Origin of the sequence: Bacteriovorax sp. BSW11_IV, assembly GCF_000447755.1 — a bacterium.
Lineage (GTDB): Bacteria > Bdellovibrionota > Bacteriovoracia > Bacteriovoracales > Bacteriovoracaceae > BSW11-IV.
This window is the reverse complement of sequence record NZ_AUNE01000010.1, coordinates 1-21,062: the sequence shown is the minus strand read 5'-3', so window position 1 is coordinate 21,062 and position 21,062 is coordinate 1. Positions and strand designations below refer to the sequence as shown.

Below are 21,062 nucleotides of genomic sequence, written 5' to 3'. Positions count from 1 at the left end.
ACTATTTCCTAGGACATATCAAAATATGGGTAACTGATTTAATGGAGAAAAAACGTATGTTTAAAAGAATTGGACTCTTTTTATTAACAAATATTCTGATGGTGGCAACAATTGGTATTGTTTTAAACCTTCTTGGGGTTAACGGTTATTTAACGGCCCAGGGGATCAATTACCAATCGCTTCTGATCATCTGTCTTGTTTGGGGTATGGGGGGTTCATTTATCTCACTTATGCTCTCAAAGTTCATGGTCAAAATGACAATGGGTGTCCAGATTCAAAATGAAAATGGTCCTTATGGAGATTTAGTGCGTAAAGTTCACGTAATTGCCAGACGCGCTGGAATTACAAAAATGCCAGAAGTTGGTGTTTATGACTCACCTGAAGTTAACGCTTTTGCGACAGGGCCAAGTGCTAACAGTTCTTTAATTGCTGTATCGACAGGACTTTTGCGCGAAATGAACGAAGATGAAGTGGAAGGTGTTCTTGCTCACGAGGTGGCCCATGCTGCCAACGGAGATATGGTCACCTTAGCTCTTGTACAAGGGGTAGTGAACGCCTTTGTTATGTTCATATCAAGAATTGCCGCCTTCGCTATTTCTAATGCCCTTAGAAGTAACGACGATGAAGATCGTGGGCCGTCGCCGATGATTAATTATATGATCGTTATGGTGCTCGATATCGTTCTTGGCCTTCTTGCGATGCCAATCGTAATGTGGTTCTCTCGCTTTAGAGAGTATAGAGCTGATAGCGGTGGAGCCTCTTATGTTGGTAAGGATAAAATGATTCGTGCTCTTGAGTCTTTAAAAGGCCAACAGGACCGTATCTTAAGTGGGGCCGACAATATGGCCACAATGAAGATTTCAGGCAAGGTGAACTTTGCTGAAATGTTCTCAACCCACCCAACGCTTGATAAGCGTATTCAAGCTCTTAGAACAAGTCGCTAATTATTCGATTTTACAAGGTTCGGGTCTAGTAATTTTAGGCCCGAACTTATCTGATCCGATAAGTCGGATATGCTGTACAAACATCTTAAAATTTTAGGCCTTCTTCTCTTCTTTGCTGTCGTTGTTAAAGTACAAGGACCGCTACATCACATTGACTCAGGTCGAAAAATTGCAAGTGTTGAGCAAGTTAAAATTGCCAATAGTGAAAAGCGCCCTACGATTAAAAAGATTTTGCAATCCCTTGATGGAATAGAAGAAATCGAAGATGAATCCATCAGAAATTCAATAGAATTAAAAGTTAAAGAAAAAATACCCAAGATGATCGCCCTTATTGATAAGCATTATCCAGGGGCAACTTTGGCGTTTGTGGGCAGAGATATTGCGTATGAGGCCGATATATTTGAGGCCATTCTCGACAAGTGGGGTAACTCTGATCGAGTTGTGAGAATTGATGCCAGTACGGCAACTTTCAATCACGCCTCAGGATCGCAATTAGTCGAATTTCAAAAGGCCTTTGGTATATCCACAGACTTTCTAAGTATGAAAAGACCTGTTGTTTTCATCGATGTTGTTTCAAGTATTCATGGTGGCAATCAACCACGAATGCTCATGAGTGCTTTATGGAATGATTATTATAAGAAAAATGGTGATGCGAAAATATTTTCAGAAAAAATTGGTTTTATAGGTTTTGCCAATGGAGGATCAGACGGAGCAAATCTTGATAAAATAGAAGAAGTTAAAGACAAAGTCGCAAGGGCCCTCATGAATGTCGATGATAGCGCTGGTCCTGAAGTCTTTACGGGGCTATTTCCCATGGCCGCCATTGAAGATATTGGCAGTGCAATAAGTTACAATCTTCCCGAGTGGCACGGGTCTTTTAGTGGTCTTACACACAGAGAGAATGGGAGCCTTTTATCTAATTCTGGCCCACAAAGCTCACTAGAGACTAAAAAGAAAGTTCTCTCAATAATGAAGACCATCTATGAATTTACCGAAGAATTTGATGTCAAAAAAACGGTTATCGAAGAAGCAAATAATCTTGGTTATGATTACAATAAATTTTTGATCAATGGAATTGACAAGAAGAAATCACAAACAAAAAGTGCAATAAGTTCTATAGAGCATTTTGCAAAAAATAAATTTCCACCTTTGCCTGAAGAGATGATTGAGTATATTAAATCGAGACCTGAGACTGAACAAGAAGATATTGTTCGGGCGGTGAAATCAACTTTGCAGGAGAGTATTCAGGCCCGCGCTTTTATGACAAGTACTGGGGCTTCGGCAGAGCAAGTTTATGATCTTTATGATAAGTTTTTGAGTTTTCAGGCCTTTGAAATAATCACTTATCTTCTCGAGAACCCAGAGGATGAAATTCGTTTATTTGCACGTGATATGGATGATATCTATTATCGTTTAGTACAATTTCTCTCAGAAGATGATTTTACTTTAACAAATTCATTTGCCGTAAAAAAAGAACTATTGAAACGAGTGCTTCCTGTAAATATCTCTCGCGATGTGGCCGCAAAGCTTGTTCAGGGGCAAATTTCCGATAAAGATAAAATGGCCATTTTGAGGATAGATGAAAATAAAATAAACGAAAAAGGTGAGCTCATCCTTCTTGATCTAGGTTATCAAGGAACAATTCCCGATAAATTGTCACAGTCACTTGAGGGGCTTGCTATTGCGGATAAAGTAAAGTGGAAGTTTATTTGGAAGAGTGAAACTGCACCAAGTTATATTGAAAAATGGAATAACAATGCCTTTGAGATGTATGCCCGTAAAAAGGGAATTAATGTCGAACAGATTGTAAATGGTGGTGGGTCGGCAAGTTTTAGAGTGAGCGTTTTAGAACATCAGCCAAAATGGAATAACAGGGCCATCGATTTTGATTTTAAAAGCCGTCCCTTATTAATCACTGACGCTACTTTTACAGAGATTCCTAATTTAAGTGAACAAGCTATAAAGGTTGGGGGAAAATACTTCTTTTTGTCCGATGCGCTTAAGGATTATTTACAAAGCGGCAGACCAGTTGTTTTTAATATAAAAAATTCTGAGCTTTTATCATATCTAAGAAATGAACTTAAACCAAATGAAGTGGATCAAAAAAGTGATGCTGTTTTTCTAAATGGTGCAAAATTTGATTCTAGTCTAACATCCACGAACGCCAGATTTCAAAAACTCGAATTAGAATTTGAGCATAATTTGACAAGGGCGTTGAATGAGAGCTATTTAGAAAATTTCACTTTCACAAATGATGTAAAGAATTTCAATCAATCATTTTTTCATGTTCTATCATCATACGGAACCTTAAATCTTTCTCATAACAATTATAGAATTGCAGAGCTTAAAACAGTTTCTCCTGCAGAGGAAGAAGCGCTAACTTATAAAGTTCTCATAGAAGATCTTGTTCGAAATGGTTCATATTCTGATCTTGTTGAATTTCTTAAAATGAAACCAAAGTATACTCCGGCGTTTGTTGCAAAGAGTATTATCGAACACGCGCAGACTCATGGAGCGAAAAATGTCTCATTGCTAACTTCACTGATGAAGATTTTTCCCAATTATAGTGCTTCTGAATTATTTACTAAAGAAGTTGTCATAACAATTCAAGAATTGAGTCATGCAGATGTAAGAGTCTTTTTTCATCTTGAAGATTTCGTCCTTTTAATGGAGGCCCTAAAAGATGACGAACTCCATGAGAATCAAATTGAATTACTAAGGGCCATGGCCTCATCATTTCTACAGTCAAATGATCAGAAAACTAAAAAATTTGTAAGTTCGATTAAATACAGTACTTGGTCAAAACTCTTCAAAGAGGATGAAGGGACTTTGCTCAAATCGAATTGGCCATTTTTTGCTAATCTCGCAGATAACGAGAAACAGTTGACAGAAATTTTAGATGCCATGTTTCAAATCGGAGATATTGAAAAAATTTCGGATCAAAATGCTATTGAAGAGCTACTTTTGAAAGTGAAATTTAATACGCAGCTAAAAAGTAAATTGAATAGACTAATCATTAAGGCGGGAATAAACGATATTCGCTCAGGAAGATCTATAAATTTTCATAAGAAAAGTCTTAGTTCGTCATATATTCTTAATAGATTAAGTGGTGACGATGAACATTTGGCCTACAGTACTTTTCGTAGAGTTCTGCTTTATATAGATGCTTCAGAGAAACAAAACGACAGTGATAAAAGTGTCGTTTATGATCATTATTTCAACTCATCTCTTTCATCAAAAGAGGTCAAAAGACGTCTTGACCTGTTAAGTCCAAAAGAAAAGATTGATCTTTTTATGACCATAGCTAGAGATAGTTCAAACTTTGTGAATTTTGAAAACGATTATATGAGAGTTGTTAAATCGAAGGCCAATTACGACTATTTTATTGAGTCAGTGTTAAATTCATACAACAAGACTGGCTCCTTAAGTAGTATAGAGAAGACTCTCTATCTTCCTTTTATGTTGAATTCTATTCTTCCTGGAAAAATCGAGATTTCAAAGTCCCATCTCCAAGAATATGAAAAACTCCTTAAATTAGATAATCTCATCTCTATGGGCAAAGATGCTGATAATAATTTATTCTTTAAAAAAATCATTTCATATAATAATGAAAAGCTAGCATCGTTTTTAAATATTACAGGAATAAAAGACCTTGTTTACGATAATCTCTTAGCTTCATCTGTCGTCTTTGGAAACCAAATTATTGCTCCTCACGTTTTAAGTGAACTAAATATTGATGCAGATGCTATCTATGATGACGCAACTAAGGCCTTAAAAAAGTTGAGTGAGGCCCAGAAATTATTTCTTGTTAAATACCCAATGTATCCGTTTGAGTATCTAGAATTAACTAAGGAAGCAAAGAAGTATGATGTAAAAACATTTAGTGCTTTTTTTGAATTCTCAAGTGTCCTGAGTGATGCACTCAATGTCACTAATGCATTACCCGGTCAGGCCATCAAAGGGCATTTACAAAAATTTTCACTCAACAATTTTGATCAAAGTACATTTCTTTCGATGTTAAAGGGACTCGAAGCTGCTTCAATTAAAGACAAAGGTATAGTCTTTAATTCGCTAGTCGATGTTCTAGAAAATTTAAATGTAACCTTAGATAGTAAGACCTCTGATTACATTCTAGATAAATTTCTTACTCCAGAAACGATTCAAAATAAATATTTTCTTACTATACTAGGTCAATCAAAGAGCTTTGATCATCTAGAAATTTTTCTAGCAATTTTAGAGAAAAACAGTGCATTGGTTAAAAATACAAATTTTAGAAATAAACTTGTTGATGTCATTTCTCAGTTTACGGATAAAGACTTAGATCAATTTATTGAGTATTGTTACGAGAATGGGAAATCTAAAAGTATTTCTGAACTTGTACTGGGCATTTTGAACAAAACGAGTGTTCTACGTGAACGTTTAGTTTCAGAGGTTATTATTCCTCATTTAGAAAACTATCCTAAAAATATTGTGGAATCTCTGCGCATCTCTCGTAAGTTGCAAGAAAGCTCGAGTTATAGTGAGAGCATAACAAAAATTCTTAATCATACAGATAGGCCATCTGACTTAAGTACTTTTTTATATCGTGAAGTAGGTTCTATTTCAGGAACCAAATCAAAAGATATTGCTGAAAAGTTTATTATTGGTTTTCTTGGAATGAATGAAAAGAATTTGAATGGGAAAATCTTTGAAACGATATCAAATTATCTTGTTAGTCCAGAATTAATGTCTGGAAAACTTTATGAATCATTCATTTTTCGCTTTATTGAAATGACGGAAAATAAATACAAGGGTAAGGCCATCTCTGTTACTTATTATGGTCATTTACTAAAATTAATCGCTGATGGCAGTGAAGCCAAAATGTTGAATGCGAAAATTGCCAATAGAATTCGTAGTCTAGCTCCAATTTTAGGTCCTAAATTGAACAATCTTGAGTCTCAATACTTGGCCTCTTACGCGCATTCAAGTGAACAAACAAATCCACAGACTAAACCACGCGCAAAGGCCTTGGAAAAAAGCTCTGCTAAAAATATTGATCTCGATAGTTTTGCGAAATATGTTCTCACTAAATCTCCCGAATCTGGACTTATCATCGAGACTAAAGAACTGGGGATTTTGAATTATTTAGGAAGCGTTCATGAGAATTCGAAGATTCTTGTTTATCACTTTCAAGATAAAGCAGGAATGGATTACGTTGTTAAAGTTGGACGTATTCTTGAGAAAGATCTCAGTAAAGAGAAAAAGCGTGTTGAGGCCTATGAAAAGATTGGTTTAACTCATGCCGAATATTACATTGGCTCAAAAAACTTTTCTGTCAGAAGACTTATTGAAGGTGAAAGTGGTGAGGACTATATTAAAAACTGGCTGAATCAAGGGGCGAATATGCAGGATTATAAAATGCAAAAGCTCTTTTCTATTGTAAAGAAAATGATTCAAAATGAAGTTTACTTTGGTGACTTAAGGCCAGCGAATCTCATCTGGAATGATGTGAGTGATGATTGGGTCATTATTGATTCAGGGTCTGCTCAATTTTTAAATGATAAAAATAAAGTAAAGATGAAGATTCAGACATCTTTTGGCAGAAAGTGGTTTGAGAAAATGCTTGATGCCACAACTGCCAAAACATGTATGTCTTATTTAGAGGCCTTTATGAAACCCTTGTAAGGGCCTTGTGATATTCAGAAATTAGATCTTGGACCAACTGTTCGCATGTAGGTATATCTTTTAGAAGTGCACTTACTTGGCCAATTTCTAACTCTCCCATATCCATATTGCCTTCTAGCATTCCGGCCTTGGCACGGCCTTTTCCAAGAAGTTCATTCATCTCATCGTTTGTCGCACATCTGTTTTCTAGCTCAATGACTTGGTCGTAGAACTTATTTTTCAACAAACGAACGGGCACAAGCTGTTTCATTACGAGTTTTGTATCGCCACTTTTTGCATTTTGTATGGCCTTTTTAAAATTGTCGTGAGCACTTGATTCAATAGTAAGAGCAAAGCGCGTTCCTAGTTGAACAGCATCGGCCCCTAGTGCAAAGCTAGCAAGAATCGCTCTTCCATCACCAATACCACCGGCCGCAATAACCGGAATTTTTAAAGAATCGACCACTTGAGGAATAAGGCACATCGTGGTTATTTCATCACGCCCATTATGACCTCCGGCCTCAAATCCCTCAACAACGACAGCGTCACATCCGGCCTCTTCGCATTTTTTTGCAAGTTCTGGCGTGGATGTCACATGAACGACAATGGCGCCATGATCTTTTAAGTATTGCGTCCATTTTTTTGGAGAACCGGCACTTGTAAAAAAGATTTTTACACCTTCTTCTAAGCAAACATTAATTTGCTCTTCCACAAGATGGTACAAAAGAGGAATATTTACCCCAAATGGTTTTGATGTTAGCTTCTTTGCTTTTTGTATTTGTGATCTCAATAGGTCGGGCTTCATTGAACCGGCACCGATGAGTCCCAAGCATCCAGCATTACTTGCGGCGGCGGCCAATTTTGCTCCAGAGACCCAGACCATTCCGGCCTGGATGATAGGATATTGAATACCAAATAAATCCGTAATTGGACTTTTTGGAAACGGAGATCTTGTCATGATAAATCCTAATTATTCCTAAGAGTTTTTAATTGTCTTTTCTAAAGCATGAATAATATCTTTCATCTTAGAAACATCATACTTTTCTTTTAGGATATCGACAATAGGACGTGGCTTGCGACCAAGTTCTTTAAAGGCCAAAAGCTCATTTGTAAACTCCACAGCGACAATAAAGATTAGGGATAATTTTGGAAAATCTGTCTTGTTATTTTCAGTGGCAAACCCACGGCCATTAGTTGTACCGTGATGATTTTTGATAATTGTATCAACATCAAGAGGAGCATCTTCAAGTTTTCTTACAATATTTGCGGCCTCTTGGGCATGATTGAACACGAGGTCCCAACTAAACTCATCTAATTCTGATTCTTCGAGTGCATTGAAAGTTGAAATTTTGGCAAGCTCTTCATTCTCAACAAACGCAATGTCTTTAAAAAATGCGGCATAGGCCATGGTTTCATGGAGTTCTTTTTTATCACGCCCCATGTTTTTCAAAATCTCACTAGAGACAATTGAACACATATGAGCGTGACGGTAGAGGTATCCCGTTTTAGAGTTAATAATTTTAAATAATAGGGGAGACATCTCAGGATTAACTTTAAACGTGTCAATCATCGAGTGGACGATACTTTCGGCCAACTGAACTGTTGCGCTTGTAAAGCCCATTTTGTAGATCTCTTGAAGAGCGATACTATAACCTTCGGCCATAATATCAATTTTCTCATCTAGCTTAATACTTTTATCATTAAGTTTTTCTACAAGTTGATTTGAAACAAAGTTTGTAAAGTTCTCTTCATATTCTTTGGCAATATAAAAGTGCTTTAGGCCTTGGTTTATATACTTATTCACAACATCCATTGGATACTTTTCACCTTGATGGATACGTTTTACAAACTGATAATCACCTGGTCCCTTTTTAATGCGAATATAGACATCACAAAAAGTTGATTCAAGTGAGAGAAAATAACGAGTGGGAACAGGAACAAAATCAGGACTCATTTTCTTTGTTAATGATTCTTCTGAAACCCCTAACGACTTACAGGCCGTTTTTACAATTTCTTCCCAATCTTTTGTATCAGACACTGTTGTGGCGATTTCTTCAATTCCAGGATAGTCTTCTTGCACATCACCAACGATGATCACAGGTATATCGAGTCTGTTATCGATTAGAAAATCGACAATTGCGTGAGGGACATTTTGATTTTTGATATAATTTTTTGCAATGATAAGGTCTACAGAAGGAAGTAGTGAGAGAAGGTCTATAACTTCCGCTGCGTTCTCTCTAGGAATAACATCTGCACTTGCGAAGGTTTTTAAATTTAACGTAAGAAGATCAAGCATTGTTTGATTATCTTCAACGACTATTACCTGCGCCATGTTTCACCCTTTTCTTTTTATTATAACACATTGATTATCGGAAAAAAGAAACGAGATATTAGTAAATTATAAAAAATCCTTACAGATTTTGATCAACTAATGCAACAACAGGTGAGCGTGACAAAGACAGAAGAATCTCATCACTAGACTCTCCTTGACTCTTTGCGATGGTAGCGTGTCTTTTTGTCCCAAAACCTTTGCGATTAAAAACGGCCCAACCTGCTTGTACAAGGGATTTTCGAATGGCATTGCTACAAGAGTAAGTTGACAGCACTGCTTGGTCTTTTGCAATGATCTTCAAATCTTCAAACCATTCCACCGTCCAAAGTGCAGGATTTTTCTTGGGACTAAAAGCATCTTGATAAAAAGAGTCTATTAAATGATTCTCTTTTTGAAATTCTTTAATAGTCTTGCGCGCATCACCAATAAGGATTTTAAATGTTAGAAGCCCCTCTTTAAAAACAAAATGTCCGTTTTCATCGCGTACAAGATTTTTTAGAAAGTCTTCTTCTGAATTGTCGCGAACAAACTCTACCAAGGCCGGGTCTAGTTCTGTACTTATAAATGACAAGGGGGCCTTTGCGCCTAATTCACGCCATTTGTTTATAGTTAACTTTGGCCCTATTCCGGCGCCAAAACCCACTTCAAAAACACTGCAGGGTCTTCCTTCTGTGAGTTTAGGTAAAACCTCTGCACCTTCTAGGTAATTATAGATGGTTTCGTTAATGGCACCGGCCAAAGAATGGCAGTTTTCATCGAAAAAACCTGACCAAATGGTGAGACTTTTATCTTCAGTTTCTCTTACGATGTATGTGCCGAGCTTGCCTTGAAATGTTTTTTCCATGGTTGCTTCATATCGCAAAATTGAAAAAAGTTAAAGTTGATTTTTAAGGTTCCGATAATATACGTAATGAGAAGGTTATTTATTGTCCTTACATTCACTTTACTTACGCTTATGAGCTGTGGCCGTGATAAGAATCGCGTCTCAAATTATTCAAGTGGCGCCATCGGAACAAATTATCTTATCTCTAGTACTTTTTCATCTGAAGATGTCACAACACTTAACAAGGTCTGTACTCTTTTTAGAACAAAGAGAGTTAGCTTTACAAGTTTACAAAGTTCTAAAATATTTAGCACAGAAATTAATAATAAAGATTGTGAGAAACCGCAAGGTGTAAAGAAATACAATGGTGACCTAGAAGTTAAACAGCTTTTATCTTCAGGTCCTATTTATCTAGATGGTAGCCTTCCCATTTCATATTTCTCGATTATGCAAACGGATCGCGATGGTGAGCTTAAAACAATTTGTGATGATGTTCTTAGCGATAGAACACCCAAGAAAGTTGTAAATGAGGGCAATGATAGCACAATGTATCAGGTTCTCTTTGCCAATGAATATGGTGGAGTTGATGTCATAAGAAAAATCAAGGGCCCTAGAAGTGATGCAAGTAGCAGTATTTTGGCCAAAGAAATTGTTGAATTAAAAGTTATTAGTTCGTCTGATAAATTTACGGCCGGTGTTGTAAAAGAAATCGTTAAAAAGGTTCAATGTTCTGAATATCCAGAGCAGTCCAGTGTCTTCATTCAAACAGTTCTAAGCGAAACAAATTAAAAAAAAGGGCCCCTTTCGGGACCCCACAAAATCAAAGATTAAGTTCTTACTTCCCAATCTGTATAGATGGCCTCAAGGCGCGGAGTAATCAGAGTATAGTATCTGTTGAAAAGCTCTGAGCGCGATGAATCTTTTTGTGCATGCTCACTTAGAACCCTTAGCGTTTCAAGGTAAGAGAGACCTTGGCACAGAGTTTCTGCGTGAATCATGAGCTTATCAATATTTTCTTCCGTGGCCCATGCTTTAGCATTAAAAAGATTATTTGAAGTCTCTGGTTTAAGAGTCTTAATAATCAGACCAATCATCTTCTTTTTGAAGCGGTATTGAGAATTTTTCAATTTCTTTTCATAGGCAGAATTTCCACCAAGAAGGTTGATACCTGGGTGCTTAATAAAAACGTTGCTAAAGAAGCGCTTAGGGTCTTTCATGGCGTATTTGATGATATCTTTAAGGGCCATCAGGGCCTGAATCTGACTTGTCCCTTCATAAAGAAGTGGACCGAAAGAATCACGGTGAAATCTTTCTACTGGGTATTCATGCATAAAACCATAACCACCAAGAACCTGAATAGCTCTTTGAGATAGGTTTGTCGCTGCTTCACACGCGTAGTACTTTACTAGAGGAGTTCTCTTTCTCACCCATAGACTGGCCTCTTTAAAAAGAACTTGTTCTTCTTTAGAGAGATCGTTTGTTTTTTTCTTCTTTAAATCTAGCTTTTGGAAGATGTCAAAGTGAGAAACGGTGTCTGTTAGAAGAGCTCTAAGAGCATCGCGCTCAGTTGTAAAGTCTTCGAGGTTTCTTTTCATAAGGGGAAGTTCTGCAATTGGTTTTCCAAATTGTTGGCGCTCATTTGCATATTTTACAGCATAAGAAATTGCTCCTTCAATTGTTCCTAGCGCCTGAAAGCCTACAGCAATTCTTGCTTCGTTCATAAGGTGAAGCATGTATTTGAAACCTTCGCCTTCTACACCAACAAGGGACGCAACCGAATTTTCATAAACAACTTCAGTCGTAAATGATCCGTGCATTCCCATTTTGTGTTCATTCTTAGCTACAATATAGTTAGGACCATCTTTTTCTGGAATATCTTGCTCACATAGGAACATTGAAATTCCAGCAAGGCCCTCAGCCGCGCCTTTGATACGAGCAAGTACAAATCCAACACCGCCACCGCCGTTAGTGATGAAAATCTTGCTTCCATTTAGAAGGTATTTTCCATCTTCTCTTTTTATTGCAGTCGTTTTAATCATTCCAAGATCTGATCCACAACCAGGCTCAGTTAAATTCATTGATCCACTAAGCTCGCCAGCGATAATCTTTGGAATAATTCTTTGTGCTGTTTCATGATCGCAAAAGCGGTGAACCATTTCTGCAATAGAAGTGAAAAAAGCAAGTTGAGTTGATTGTGATAAACATGCTCTAGAGAGTTGGGCCAATAAGAACATAAGGATCGTTGTTGGAATTCCTAGACCACCAAACTCTGGAGGAATTGGCAAACCAATCACCTGAAGCTCTGCCGCTTCTTTGTACAGGGCAGATAGTTCTGGACCTGGAATAGTTCTTCCATCGACAACTTGACCTGCACCATTTTGATCGAGTTTTTCTGCTCTTTGGCTAACGGCACCGCCTGTCCATGCACCAGTACTATTTAGTATTTCTTCCATAAAAGAGATGACGTCTTCTGGTTTCTCAAAACCTTCCTCAGTCGGGTAGCTTTGATAGTAAAGGGGAAGGATTGTTTTCCAATCAATTCCATTTTTAAAGAGCCATTTCCAATCTTGTTCGTCTTCAAAGAAGTTCATTTAGATATTTCCTTTTCCTCAATTAATTTGTGCCTTTATTTTAGGGCCACCATCTTTTTTTGTATACAGATGAATGACTTGACCGACCGAAAGGTCAGGGAGGGTAAAAGTGCCAATAATTTTTGTCGCTATTATTGTGATAAGGGCCATTATATGAATTTTTTTAATTTTTCGAGAAAATAGCCGATAATTAACGTATGAAATACCTTCAAAAGCTCATTTTATTTATATCGTTAACCACTCTCCAAAATTCTTTTTCCGAGGAGCAAAAGGCCATTGAAAATAAAACAATGGACGCTCTTGCAAAGGCCATGGAAATACCTGGAGTAAAAGAAGTTTATACCAACTGTAAACAACCAGGGCGTAGCAATTCAGATGTGAGTGATTGTCTTTGGAAGAATTTGGATGATGGTAAAAAAGAACAAGTTCTTCAAGTTATAGAGCAAACAAAAGATGGGAAAAAACTTGATGCACGTTATGAATCAGTAAGTACTGGTGGTCTAGAAGGTTCACAAAAAAAAGGTTTTGAAAATTTAGAGAAGTATCTGAATGAAAAACTTTCGGCCGTATTATTTCAAGAAGTCTCTGGAGATAAAAAGTTTATTCAACAAAAAGTCGCTGGCCAGGAAGTTTTTTACGACCTTTTTAAAACTCAGGTTGGTAAAAATATAATTTCTGCCTTCTCATCAATCTGTCTAGATGCTGAATATGATACCAAAACAACTATTGGGCCAGATGGTCAACCTCAAACAACAATTTCATATTCTATTGATAGCGATTCCGCAAAAAGAAAGGCCGCTCGAGATAAGAACTTGCAAGATGCCGCGAGTTTTTCAAGTAGTTCTAAGCAAAATTATATGGAGTGTATTAAGTTAACTCCGACGTATTGCAGTTGTACTGTAGACCCTGCAACAAAGACTTGTGTCGATAATATGAAAGATGGCTACACAAAGATGAGGGCCTGTGAGGTTGTAAATTATATTAAGGCAGCAAAGCAAAACCTCATTGCAATTGATAAGATTAAAAAAGGTTATGACGAACTGAATATGGTTGAGACAAATGACCCAAGTTATTTCTCTGGTAACGAAAAAGGAAAAACAGTAGATGATCTCACTACTGTGACTTCGGGAGAGTTCGTTGCTGAGTCTAAGTTCCATGAAGGTAGTGTCGCAGATAAAGAAAAGATCGAAGAATGTGTTAAGAATAAAGATCTTGGTGAGGAGTGTTCTCAGTTTCTTGAAGAACAAGATGAAGACTTTATTGGGGAGCAGATGCTTCGTAATAAGGCCCTTGCGGAAAAGCTAAAAGAAGATCTTAAAGATGATGGTAATCTTGAGAAGTATCTTAAAGACCAAGGTTATAGTGACGAAAAAATTAAAGAAATGATGGCCGGAAATATTGAAAATCTTAAAGCTGAGATCACTGGTCGCTATGAACTACAAAAAAATCAAGTGATCGAATCCTTGTCAAAGAAGTTGGCGGCCGCGACCAATCAAAATACTAACCTTAGTCCTGAGCAAGCAGAACAAGAGAAGCTAAATCGCCTTACGACTATAGGACATGAATTGTCACAAAAAACTGAAAACTACGCCCAACTAATTCACTACTCAAACGTTGTGGCCGGTTATCTAGATGTTCAATCAAGCGGACAAAACGGTGGTCGCGATGTGGCCAATGATAAGCAAAACAACACTTATTCAATCTCTAAGGAGCTTAGCAACTCGGCCTTCTCAGAAGAAGGAACAGAAAAGGCGAGAGAGATTATTAATACATTTAACAATAACAACATCGTTGTTAATGCCGAAGAAGCAGAAGAAAAACTTGAGGCCGCTGGGATTAAGGTTCAACATAATCCCTCTGAAAATACGGCCAATAAGATTATTCAAGTCGAAGAAATCAACAGTCTAGTTAACGACTACACTGTTGAAGAAGAACTCAGACAAAAAGAAGAAGAAAATAATCAATAAATTAGGGCCTGATTAATACCAGGCCTTACATTTTGTACGTCTTCCAATATTTTCACCCCAACGATTTTCTAGAATATCATTCGGATGTGACGATAGAGCATGAGTTCTAATTCTAATAAAGAGCTCTGCAAGATCGATCGACTTATTTGCTTTATAGTTGATCGGACATGTTTCAAAAAGAAGATCTTTTTCCGCACTATTTGGTTCGTATAAGTGAGGTTGATTCGTACTTCGGTGCCAGAAAACAGCATTTGCAAGCTTATAGGCGTTGCTATTTGGAGACACAGTTCCTTTTTCAACGATTTCTTTGAATGAAATCCAAAGGGTTTCAAAAGCGTCTTTAAGGGCCTTATCTCTCGCTGGTGTTGAATAGGCATCATAGTCAGCATAGTCCATACACTTGCCACCTGTTTGCGCCAGACGATCAGCAGCTTCATTAACATATTGAATACGAGCTTGCGATTCAGAGCACACGTTATTGAATGCTTTAATTAAAACAGCTTCATCAGTTTCATCAACAATTTTGAGCTTATTTTTAACAAGCTTGAAAAAGCTGCCCGTATCCATTTTACTCGCAAGTTCAAATTGTTCAGTAGAATAGCGCATTTCACTCGGGTATTGAGAGTAGCTTACTCCGTGAAGATTTGGCCAAATGAATGCCTTAAATCCCCATACATCATGAGGCTTTTCAACGATTGGTTTTTCCTTTCTGTAATTCAAAGGAACGCCAGCTTTTCTAATGGCCTGAGTTGAATAGATAAGATCAAATGTTCCCGTGTCATTTACGTTTTTGATATTGTAAACGTGACGAATCCACTTACCGAAACGTGCCTTAATTTTATATGAGAAAACGTTTCCGGCCTTAATTGAATCAAGGGCAATAGGATAAGTATCATGACGAGTAAGGTTTTCTGAACCGACCATATCAGCAATATAATTTAAAAAAGCGATAACTCTTTTTGGTCCCGCTTGGACATAATCAAATTTATTAATGCTATTTGTGAACAGACTGAATTTACCATTTGAGCCTGTTGGGTTTTTGATGGCAAATGGAAGTGAGTTTTCAAAAGAAAAGATTGCTCTTAAAGCATAGGCCGCATCGGCACAGTCAAAACTTCCACCATTATAGGCCGAGTTTTTATTAACAAACATGGTGGCGTAAACGTTGTCTGATTTCATCCAATCAGCATATTTTTGTTCCCATTGCATGTCCCATTCATTTGTGGACTGCCAAACGGCCGCGTGAGAACTAAGGCCTACAAATAATAGTGCGCTTAGAAATTTCTTCATATGGTGTTCTCCTTGTGATTACAGGAAAACTCTCGTTTCAGGCGGGAATCGTCAATGAAATATGTTCACGTTCACAATAAATGTGAACTAGTGTGTAAATATGAAACTTGCAGTGCGTTGTTTTAGTGTAATTATAAAAAAAGGGCCCCAAAGGCCCTCGTTTTATTCTTTAATAGATAATTTTCCGCCACCAGTGAAGATGAGAGAAACAAAAATGAAGAGATACATGAATGCGAGTTCTTTTCTTTGCCATGGATCGGCTCCGTGAACAAGAATCCCAGCAACGGCCATTGTTACTGCAGCAGGAATAGCGGCAAAACGTGTTTTGATACCAAGGATGATAAAAATAGGGCACACAACTTCACCAAAAATAGCTAAAACCAAACTGGCGCTAGCACCAATACCTAATGGATCGCCAAATTTTGGGGCCAAAACAGAGTAATTGGCAAGTTTCGGCCAGCCATGGGCCAAAATCATTGATAAAGATGCTGAAACTCTAAGAAAGAAAAGCCCTATGTTAATTCCATGCTTTTGTAATGCTTCCATAATGGATCCTTTTTCATTATAAAGTGTTGTCTTAACAAAATATGATAACGGAAAAAATAAAAGTGGCAAAGAAAGAAAATATGACCAAAAGAACTAGGCGCCAAACAAGTGTCGATCGCTGTCCAAAATGTAAGGTAAATAAGAGCATTTGTTTTTGTCATGAAATTTCGACAATTGAAAACAAAGTGCCTGTTCATATCATCATGCATGCCCGCGAAAGAAAGCTGCCAAGCAATACCGCAACACTGGCCGTTCATACGTTATCGGATTGTAAAATACATATTAGGGGATTAAAGGATCACGAATTAGAGCTCGAAGGTCTTTTTGATGATTCATACCAATATCTCTTTTTATATCCTGATGAAGAAGCAATTGAGCTTTCTTCTGAGTATATTGAAAGTTTTGATAAACCAGTGGCCATCGTTGTGCCAGATGGAAGCTGGCGCCAAGCGAGAAAATTTAAACAAAGAGAAGCTGTTCTTCAGAATATGCCCTCAGTGAAAATCCCTTTTATGGGCCCATCTGAATATAAGATGAGAAAATCTCCCTATCTTGAAGCTGTTTGTACTTATGAGGCCATCGCTCGCGCTTTAGGTGTAATAGATAAAAAACCAGTACAGGAACACATGGAAAGAATTTTTAGAATTATGGTCGAGCGCTTTTTAAGCGCCCGCTATGGTACAAAAATTAATGACAATGAGTCGCTTTAATTTCATCAAATACAACTTTTGCCTCATCATGACTAATTTTACCGATGATCTCTCTTTTTGAATTATTGTTTAATTCAACAGAGAGTCCGTCTGTAAAATAGGAGAGTGCTACATTGTAATCACAGCCATATTGGATGAAATCAAGCTTTAATTTATCAAGGCCTGTGTATGTTCTTGCATATTGAAGCGTTTTTTGTGAGCTTTTATATATTTCTCTTGTAGCCTCTTTTTCAAAGATGGCCTGATTTTCCAGGAATCTTAGTGTTGTTTGACCAAGTCTATTGCCTGTTTCGCGCGCAATAGACGAAAGTCTTTGAACCACTTCGCGATTGACCAAATCACTTGCACAAAGCTCACTCAATGTAATGAGATTTTTACGAACAGATTCATCGATATCGAGATTATAGGGAAGGTGTCTTATATAAACACTCTCCGAAAGAACTATTTCAGATCTTTTTTGAAAATTTTCAACCTGAACACAGGCCTTGTTTCCATCAAACTCATCTTCATCTGCCGTAGCATGAAGTTCAATTAATGAAGCAATCATCTGTGTAAGCTGGACTTTCATTTCATAGATAATATTATCAGTGTAGGCATGAACGCTTATAGCGTTCACATTTAACAGCATAGATACGATGATTTTTCTAACCAGATGTTTCTTTAAATTGAAAAATTTCATGGGCCCATCCAAAGTTTGTGGTGGGTGATCTTAATGGGGCCATGATTTTTTGGTGTGTTTTTGAAAAACTTATAGGTTTTTTTAGAGGCCAAACGCTAAAAGGGCGTCCCTAAGGGCAAATTTTACTACCCCATATAATGTTAATTATGTGGGGTAAATTGGTATATCCCATAATCTATAGTATCATGAAAATATTGAACTTTTAATAAGTGGTCAATTCTGCCGACAACAATTACTATTGATTTATGATGTTATTGCTTAAAAACCTTTATCTACGATTCTTTCGGTTCATCGTTAATGTCGACGACCATTATTCTCATGTTCGTTCGTTAAAGGTTCATCTGTTTTTGGCCGTGGCCTTTCTCACAGGAATCCTAATGTGGGCCTATGGATTTTTGGCCTATAATTTCATCGATCATCATACGATTAGATATACGGGTTTTGCCTATGCATTTATCCATTTATTAGCGCCATTTATGTACCGTTATACAAAATCACTCACGGCCGGTGTCTATACGATGTTAATTCCCGGTGGCCTTTTTCAAGTTCATTTTTCATGGCTTACGGGTGGATTTTTTACATCGACAATAATGTGGGTTGGAATTTTGCCCTTAATCGCGGGAATTTTGACCAGTAAAAGACACACAATTATTTGGGCCTTATTTGCAACAATATCCATAATAACCGTTTTTGTCGGTGATATTCTGATGGGGCCTTTGCCCAATTATTTCAATCAAAATGGTCGGATAATCGCTCAATTTCAAGTGGTTTTTGGCATGATTTTATTAAATAGCTGTTTTACGTTATTTCTGTTGGAATTGGCCAAAAGATCTACGGAAGAAATGGGTAAGAGGGCCTTATCAAAGCAAAATCTTCTAAGAATTATTGCCCATGATATCACCAATCCCCTAACAGTTATCAGTTCAGCCGCTTTTTCCTTTAAAAGAGCAGAACTTCCAGAAAAGCTTCAGAAAAAATCAGATACTATCGAAAAATGTGTAAAATCAATAACGGCCAGTATCGAGTCCATACGTGATATTGAGGCCTATGAATCAGGCAAAAAAGAGCTTAATTTTGTACCAGTTAACCTTAAAAACTGTGTGGAAAATGCAGAAGTTAACTTACAATCATTAATTGATATTAAAAAGGTTAAATTAATTAAGGACATTCCCAGCGATGCATGGATAATGGGGATAGAAAGTATTGTTGAGAACCAAATTATTGCCAACTTATTATCAAATGCTGTGAAATATTCAGAACAAGGTGGCAATGTTGAAGTTGTTGTGGAGATCAATGCAAAAGATATTTGTTTGAAGGTAAGGGATCACGGTATTGGAATCCCCTCTTATATTTTGAACAATCTTTTTGATCCCTTCGCCAAAACAAATCGTGAAGGAACTGGCGGTGAACACGGAACAGGATTTGGTATGCCAATAGTGAAGAATTCCGTTGAACTTCTCAAAGGCAAAATTGATGTGGAGAGTTTTACATCAGAATCAAATAACGGACAGGGTTCAATTTTTATATTAAATTTTAAAAAAGCTGAAAGCATAAATTTATGATAGACCAACAGAAAATCTTTTTTTGGAAACTTGTTTCATACTTTATTAATGAAAAGTCTGAGACTTCTTCAAATATCATTGAGCGCTCAAACTATCGCATCTTGGTCGGAACTCTCATCGTTACAATTATTACTTTGGGTTTTTTTGGCCTTATGAACATTAATGCCAACAATCACAAAACGGCCGTGTTCATTTTCTGCTGTGTCTTCGTGAATAGTTTTGCTCTTATATTTTATAAGAAAACTGGAAACTACCTAACTACGGCAACTATATTTGTTATGACCATGGGCCAGTTACTCTCCTATCTACAGGCCCACGCTCCTATTACGTTCTTTACTAATTTCGTATATATGCCTCTCGTGGCGATCTTTGCCGTAATGCTCTTGGGAGAAAAACGCGGGCTTATAGTTTGTGCTATTACCGGTTTTACTATGGGAATAGGCTATCTTTTACCAAAGTTTATCGAGATTAAACCTGATAATTTCACTGACACAGATGTTCTCGTTTTCAATTCTGTCACTGTTTTTACGTCATTTGCTTTTTATTACATCGTGATCCGCATCTTTTTGCGCCAAAAAAATAATGCCATTGAAACTGTCGATGAACAGCGTGAAAAACTTTACTTCTTAAACGAGAGAAATAAATCACTGGTCTCGGTTCTTTCACATGACTTGGCCAATCCCCTATTTGTAATCAAAATCCTGACAAGAAAACTTTTAAAGGGAAATATTTCAGAATCGGGTAATGATCTAAAAGAGATTTCTACGAAAATTGATCTTACTGCCGCAACGATGGAACATATTATTGATAATATCCGCTCTTTGCAGGCCTTTGAACTTGGTAAGCTCAATCTTGAAAGATTTCCTGTTGATTTAGACGAAACCACTCGTGAGTCCATAAAAATGTTCGATGAAATGGCCAGGACAAAAGGTGTAAAATTTGATTTCACTGTGGATGAATCGGCCAACAAAATGGTTCTTGCTGAGAAGTCTTCCCTTAAGAGCAGTATTATTTGTAATATCCTCTCAAATGCCCTGAAGTTCTCACCACGCGCTGGAGTCATATCGGTTGAGATGTATAAAGAAAATGGTCAAACAGCACTTAAAATTACTGATAATGGCAGTGGAATTCCTGATGAAATCCTTCATAATCTCTTCAAGCTAGATGTTTCGACTTCTCGCTTAGGGACTTCTGGTGAGCTCGGGACAGGTTTTGGGATGCCAATTATGAAGCTATTTGTAGACGAATTCAAAATTAATCTTGATATAAAAACCAATACTGATGTTCTTAATGGCCCAACAGGTACTAGTTTTACACTGGTTTTTGAAGCAGCTTGAAATCAAACTCAACTTATTATATAGATGTGGCCATGCAAACAACACTGGCCACAACATTACGATCTGAATACGAAGCACGATATGGGCGCAACAAGGCCTATTCTCTGCGCTCTTTTGCACGTGATCTAGATCTTAGTAGTGGTCGCTTATGTGACATCTTAAATAAGGAATCTGCCGTCTCTGAGAAGACATTACAAATTCTTGCCGACAAATTATCTTTTAGCGACGAATTACGTCAGCACCTGAGTGAGCAAGAAGATAAGAAGCGCCGTGGAGTTGCGGATTTAAAGCTTATTGAAATTGGAAATCATATTAATGTTTCGGCCAAACACTTGGCACTTCTCTCATCTATTACGAGTGACTACAGCGCTTTGAATGATCTTAGTTACTACGAAGGAAATAAAGATATTGTAGATGCCATTGCTTATGAACTCTATGATTTAGAAATGATTGATCTTCAGTTAACAGACAATAATATCTTCGTTAAGAAAGTGGCCCCTGATCTCGGAAAGCTCATTTTTGATGAAAATTCGCGCAAAGAATACTTCAAGGATTGTTTTAAATCTTCATACGAGTCATTAGATTCATGTGAAATGGGAAAGAGAATTCATTCATCATCAGTTCTGCCAATTGAGCAC

14 protein-coding genes and 1 pseudogene are annotated in these 21,062 nt (G+C 37.2%); 8 read left to right on the top strand and 7 right to left on the bottom strand.

All coding sequences use genetic code 11. The features are described from left to right. Nucleotides 1–56 precede the first annotated feature (56 nt). Both htpX and M899_RS03060 read left to right on the top strand, forming a co-directional pair. The gene (gene htpX, locus M899_RS03065) at nt 57–944 is read left to right on the top strand and encodes a protease HtpX (RefSeq protein ID WP_021270141.1); all 888 of its coding nucleotides are present in this window, start codon (nt 57–59) and stop codon (nt 942–944) included. Between the two features lie 69 nt (nt 945–1,013). Further along, nucleotides 1,014–6,608: a hypothetical protein gene (locus M899_RS03060; RefSeq protein ID WP_021270006.1), complete on the top strand. Its 5,595-nt coding sequence runs from the start codon at nt 1,014–1,016 to the stop codon at nt 6,606–6,608. Here M899_RS03060 and M899_RS03055 read toward each other — a convergent pair. The 3 genes from M899_RS03055 to M899_RS03045 all read right to left on the bottom strand — a co-directional run bounded on the left by M899_RS03055 (nt 6,592) and on the right by M899_RS03045 (nt 9,763). Beyond that, nucleotides 6,592–7,545: an NAD(P)H-dependent flavin oxidoreductase gene (locus tag M899_RS03055; protein ID WP_021270008.1), complete on the bottom strand. Its 954-nt coding sequence runs from the start codon at nt 7,543–7,545 to the stop codon at nt 6,592–6,594. The genes M899_RS03060 and M899_RS03055 overlap by 17 nt on opposite strands. A gap of 18 nt (nt 7,546–7,563) precedes the next feature. Next, nucleotides 7,564–8,919, bottom strand: coding sequence for a hypothetical protein (locus tag M899_RS03050; RefSeq protein WP_021270094.1), 1,356 nt, complete (start codon nt 8,917–8,919; stop codon nt 7,564–7,566). A 79-nt stretch (nt 8,920–8,998) separates the two neighbouring features. Beyond that, nucleotides 8,999–9,763 (bottom strand): tRNA (5-methylaminomethyl-2-thiouridine)(34)-methyltransferase MnmD, encoded by a 765-nt coding sequence (locus M899_RS03045; RefSeq protein WP_021270087.1) that lies wholly within the window; start codon nt 9,761–9,763, stop codon nt 8,999–9,001. A 66-nt stretch (nt 9,764–9,829) separates the two neighbouring features. On the opposite strand from M899_RS03045, the gene M899_RS03040 reads away from it, so the two are divergent. Continuing rightward, the gene (locus tag M899_RS03040; RefSeq protein ID WP_155897054.1) at nt 9,830–10,531 is read left to right on the top strand and encodes a hypothetical protein; all 702 of its coding nucleotides are present in this window, start codon (nt 9,830–9,832) and stop codon (nt 10,529–10,531) included. Between the two features lie 38 nt (nt 10,532–10,569). Here the strand turns inward: M899_RS03040 and M899_RS03035 are convergent, their stop codons facing one another. After that, nucleotides 10,570–12,333 carry an acyl-CoA dehydrogenase family protein gene (locus M899_RS03035; RefSeq protein ID WP_021269958.1) on the bottom strand — a complete coding sequence of 588 codons (1,764 nt, stop codon included), beginning with the start codon at nt 12,331–12,333 and terminating at the stop codon, nt 10,570–10,572. Nucleotides 12,334–12,530: 197 nt separating this feature from the next. Between M899_RS03035 and M899_RS03030 the strand changes: the two genes are divergently transcribed. Continuing rightward, nucleotides 12,531–14,300 carry a hypothetical protein gene (locus tag M899_RS03030; RefSeq protein ID WP_021270099.1) on the top strand — a complete coding sequence of 590 codons (1,770 nt, stop codon included), beginning with the start codon at nt 12,531–12,533 and terminating at the stop codon, nt 14,298–14,300. A gap of 12 nt (nt 14,301–14,312) precedes the next feature. Here M899_RS03030 and M899_RS03025 read toward each other — a convergent pair whose 3' ends face one another. Beyond that, a complete protein-coding gene (locus M899_RS03025; RefSeq protein WP_021270097.1) occupies nt 14,313–15,590 on the bottom strand; it encodes a hypothetical protein in 1,278 nt (425 codons plus the stop codon). A gap of 162 nt (nt 15,591–15,752) precedes the next feature. Continuing rightward, on the bottom strand, nt 15,753–16,136 hold the full coding sequence (locus M899_RS03020) for a DoxX family protein (RefSeq protein ID WP_021269927.1): 384 nt from the start codon (nt 16,134–16,136) through the stop codon (nt 15,753–15,755). A 62-nt stretch (nt 16,137–16,198) separates the two neighbouring features. Here M899_RS03020 and M899_RS03015 point away from each other — a divergent pair, with 62 nt between their 5' ends. Continuing rightward, nucleotides 16,199–16,846: a tRNA-uridine aminocarboxypropyltransferase gene (locus M899_RS03015; protein WP_021269948.1), complete on the top strand. Its 648-nt coding sequence runs from the start codon at nt 16,199–16,201 to the stop codon at nt 16,844–16,846. Here M899_RS03015 and M899_RS03010 read toward each other — a convergent pair. Next, nucleotides 16,824–17,525 (bottom strand): hypothetical protein, encoded by a 702-nt coding sequence (locus M899_RS03010; RefSeq protein ID WP_021270065.1) that lies wholly within the window; start codon nt 17,523–17,525, stop codon nt 16,824–16,826. The genes M899_RS03015 and M899_RS03010 overlap by 23 nt on opposite strands. 245 nt (nt 17,526–17,770) lie before the next feature. Between M899_RS03010 and M899_RS03005 the strand changes: the two genes are divergently transcribed. The 3 genes and pseudogenes from M899_RS03005 to M899_RS02995 all read left to right on the top strand — a co-directional run. Beyond that, entirely contained in the window at nt 17,771–19,087 is a 1,317-nt protein-coding gene (locus M899_RS03005; RefSeq protein ID WP_081653707.1) for a sensor histidine kinase, read from the top strand. Next, nucleotides 19,084–20,424 (top strand): sensor histidine kinase, encoded by a 1,341-nt coding sequence (locus M899_RS03000; RefSeq protein ID WP_034727622.1) that lies wholly within the window; start codon nt 19,084–19,086, stop codon nt 20,422–20,424. The genes M899_RS03005 and M899_RS03000 overlap by 4 nt, the downstream gene beginning before the upstream one ends. Then, a pseudogene (locus M899_RS02995) lies at nt 20,421–21,062 on the top strand (hypothetical protein); the annotation flags it as partial. The gene M899_RS03000 and the pseudogene M899_RS02995, both read left to right, overlap by 4 nt.

Excerpts from the sequence above, each read along its gene's own strand:
- htpX (WP_021270141.1), top strand. The coding sequence starts at position 57 with ATGTTTAAAAGAATTGGACTCTTTTTATTAACAAATATTCTGATGGTG.
- M899_RS03060 (WP_021270006.1), top strand. The coding sequence starts at position 1,014 with ATGCTGTACAAACATCTTAAAATTTTAGGCCTTCTTCTCTTCTTTGCT.
- M899_RS03055 (WP_021270008.1), bottom strand. The coding sequence starts at position 7,545 with ATGACAAGATCTCCGTTTCCAAAAAGTCCAATTACGGATTTATTTGGT.
- M899_RS03050 (WP_021270094.1), bottom strand. The coding sequence starts at position 8,919 with ATGGCGCAGGTAATAGTCGTTGAAGATAATCAAACAATGCTTGATCTT.
- M899_RS03045 (WP_021270087.1), bottom strand. The coding sequence starts at position 9,763 with ATGGAAAAAACATTTCAAGGCAAGCTCGGCACATACATCGTAAGAGAA.
- M899_RS03040 (WP_155897054.1), top strand. The coding sequence starts at position 9,830 with ATGAGAAGGTTATTTATTGTCCTTACATTCACTTTACTTACGCTTATG.
- M899_RS03035 (WP_021269958.1), bottom strand. The coding sequence starts at position 12,333 with ATGAACTTCTTTGAAGACGAACAAGATTGGAAATGGCTCTTTAAAAAT.
- M899_RS03030 (WP_021270099.1), top strand. The coding sequence starts at position 12,531 with ATGAAATACCTTCAAAAGCTCATTTTATTTATATCGTTAACCACTCTC.
- M899_RS03025 (WP_021270097.1), bottom strand. The coding sequence starts at position 15,590 with ATGAAGAAATTTCTAAGCGCACTATTATTTGTAGGCCTTAGTTCTCAC.
- M899_RS03020 (WP_021269927.1), bottom strand. The coding sequence starts at position 16,136 with ATGGAAGCATTACAAAAGCATGGAATTAACATAGGGCTTTTCTTTCTT.
- M899_RS03010 (WP_021270065.1), bottom strand. The coding sequence starts at position 17,525 with ATGAAATTTTTCAATTTAAAGAAACATCTGGTTAGAAAAATCATCGTA.
- M899_RS03005 (WP_081653707.1), top strand. The coding sequence starts at position 17,771 with ATGATGTTATTGCTTAAAAACCTTTATCTACGATTCTTTCGGTTCATC.
- M899_RS03000 (WP_034727622.1), top strand. The coding sequence starts at position 19,084 with ATGATAGACCAACAGAAAATCTTTTTTTGGAAACTTGTTTCATACTTT.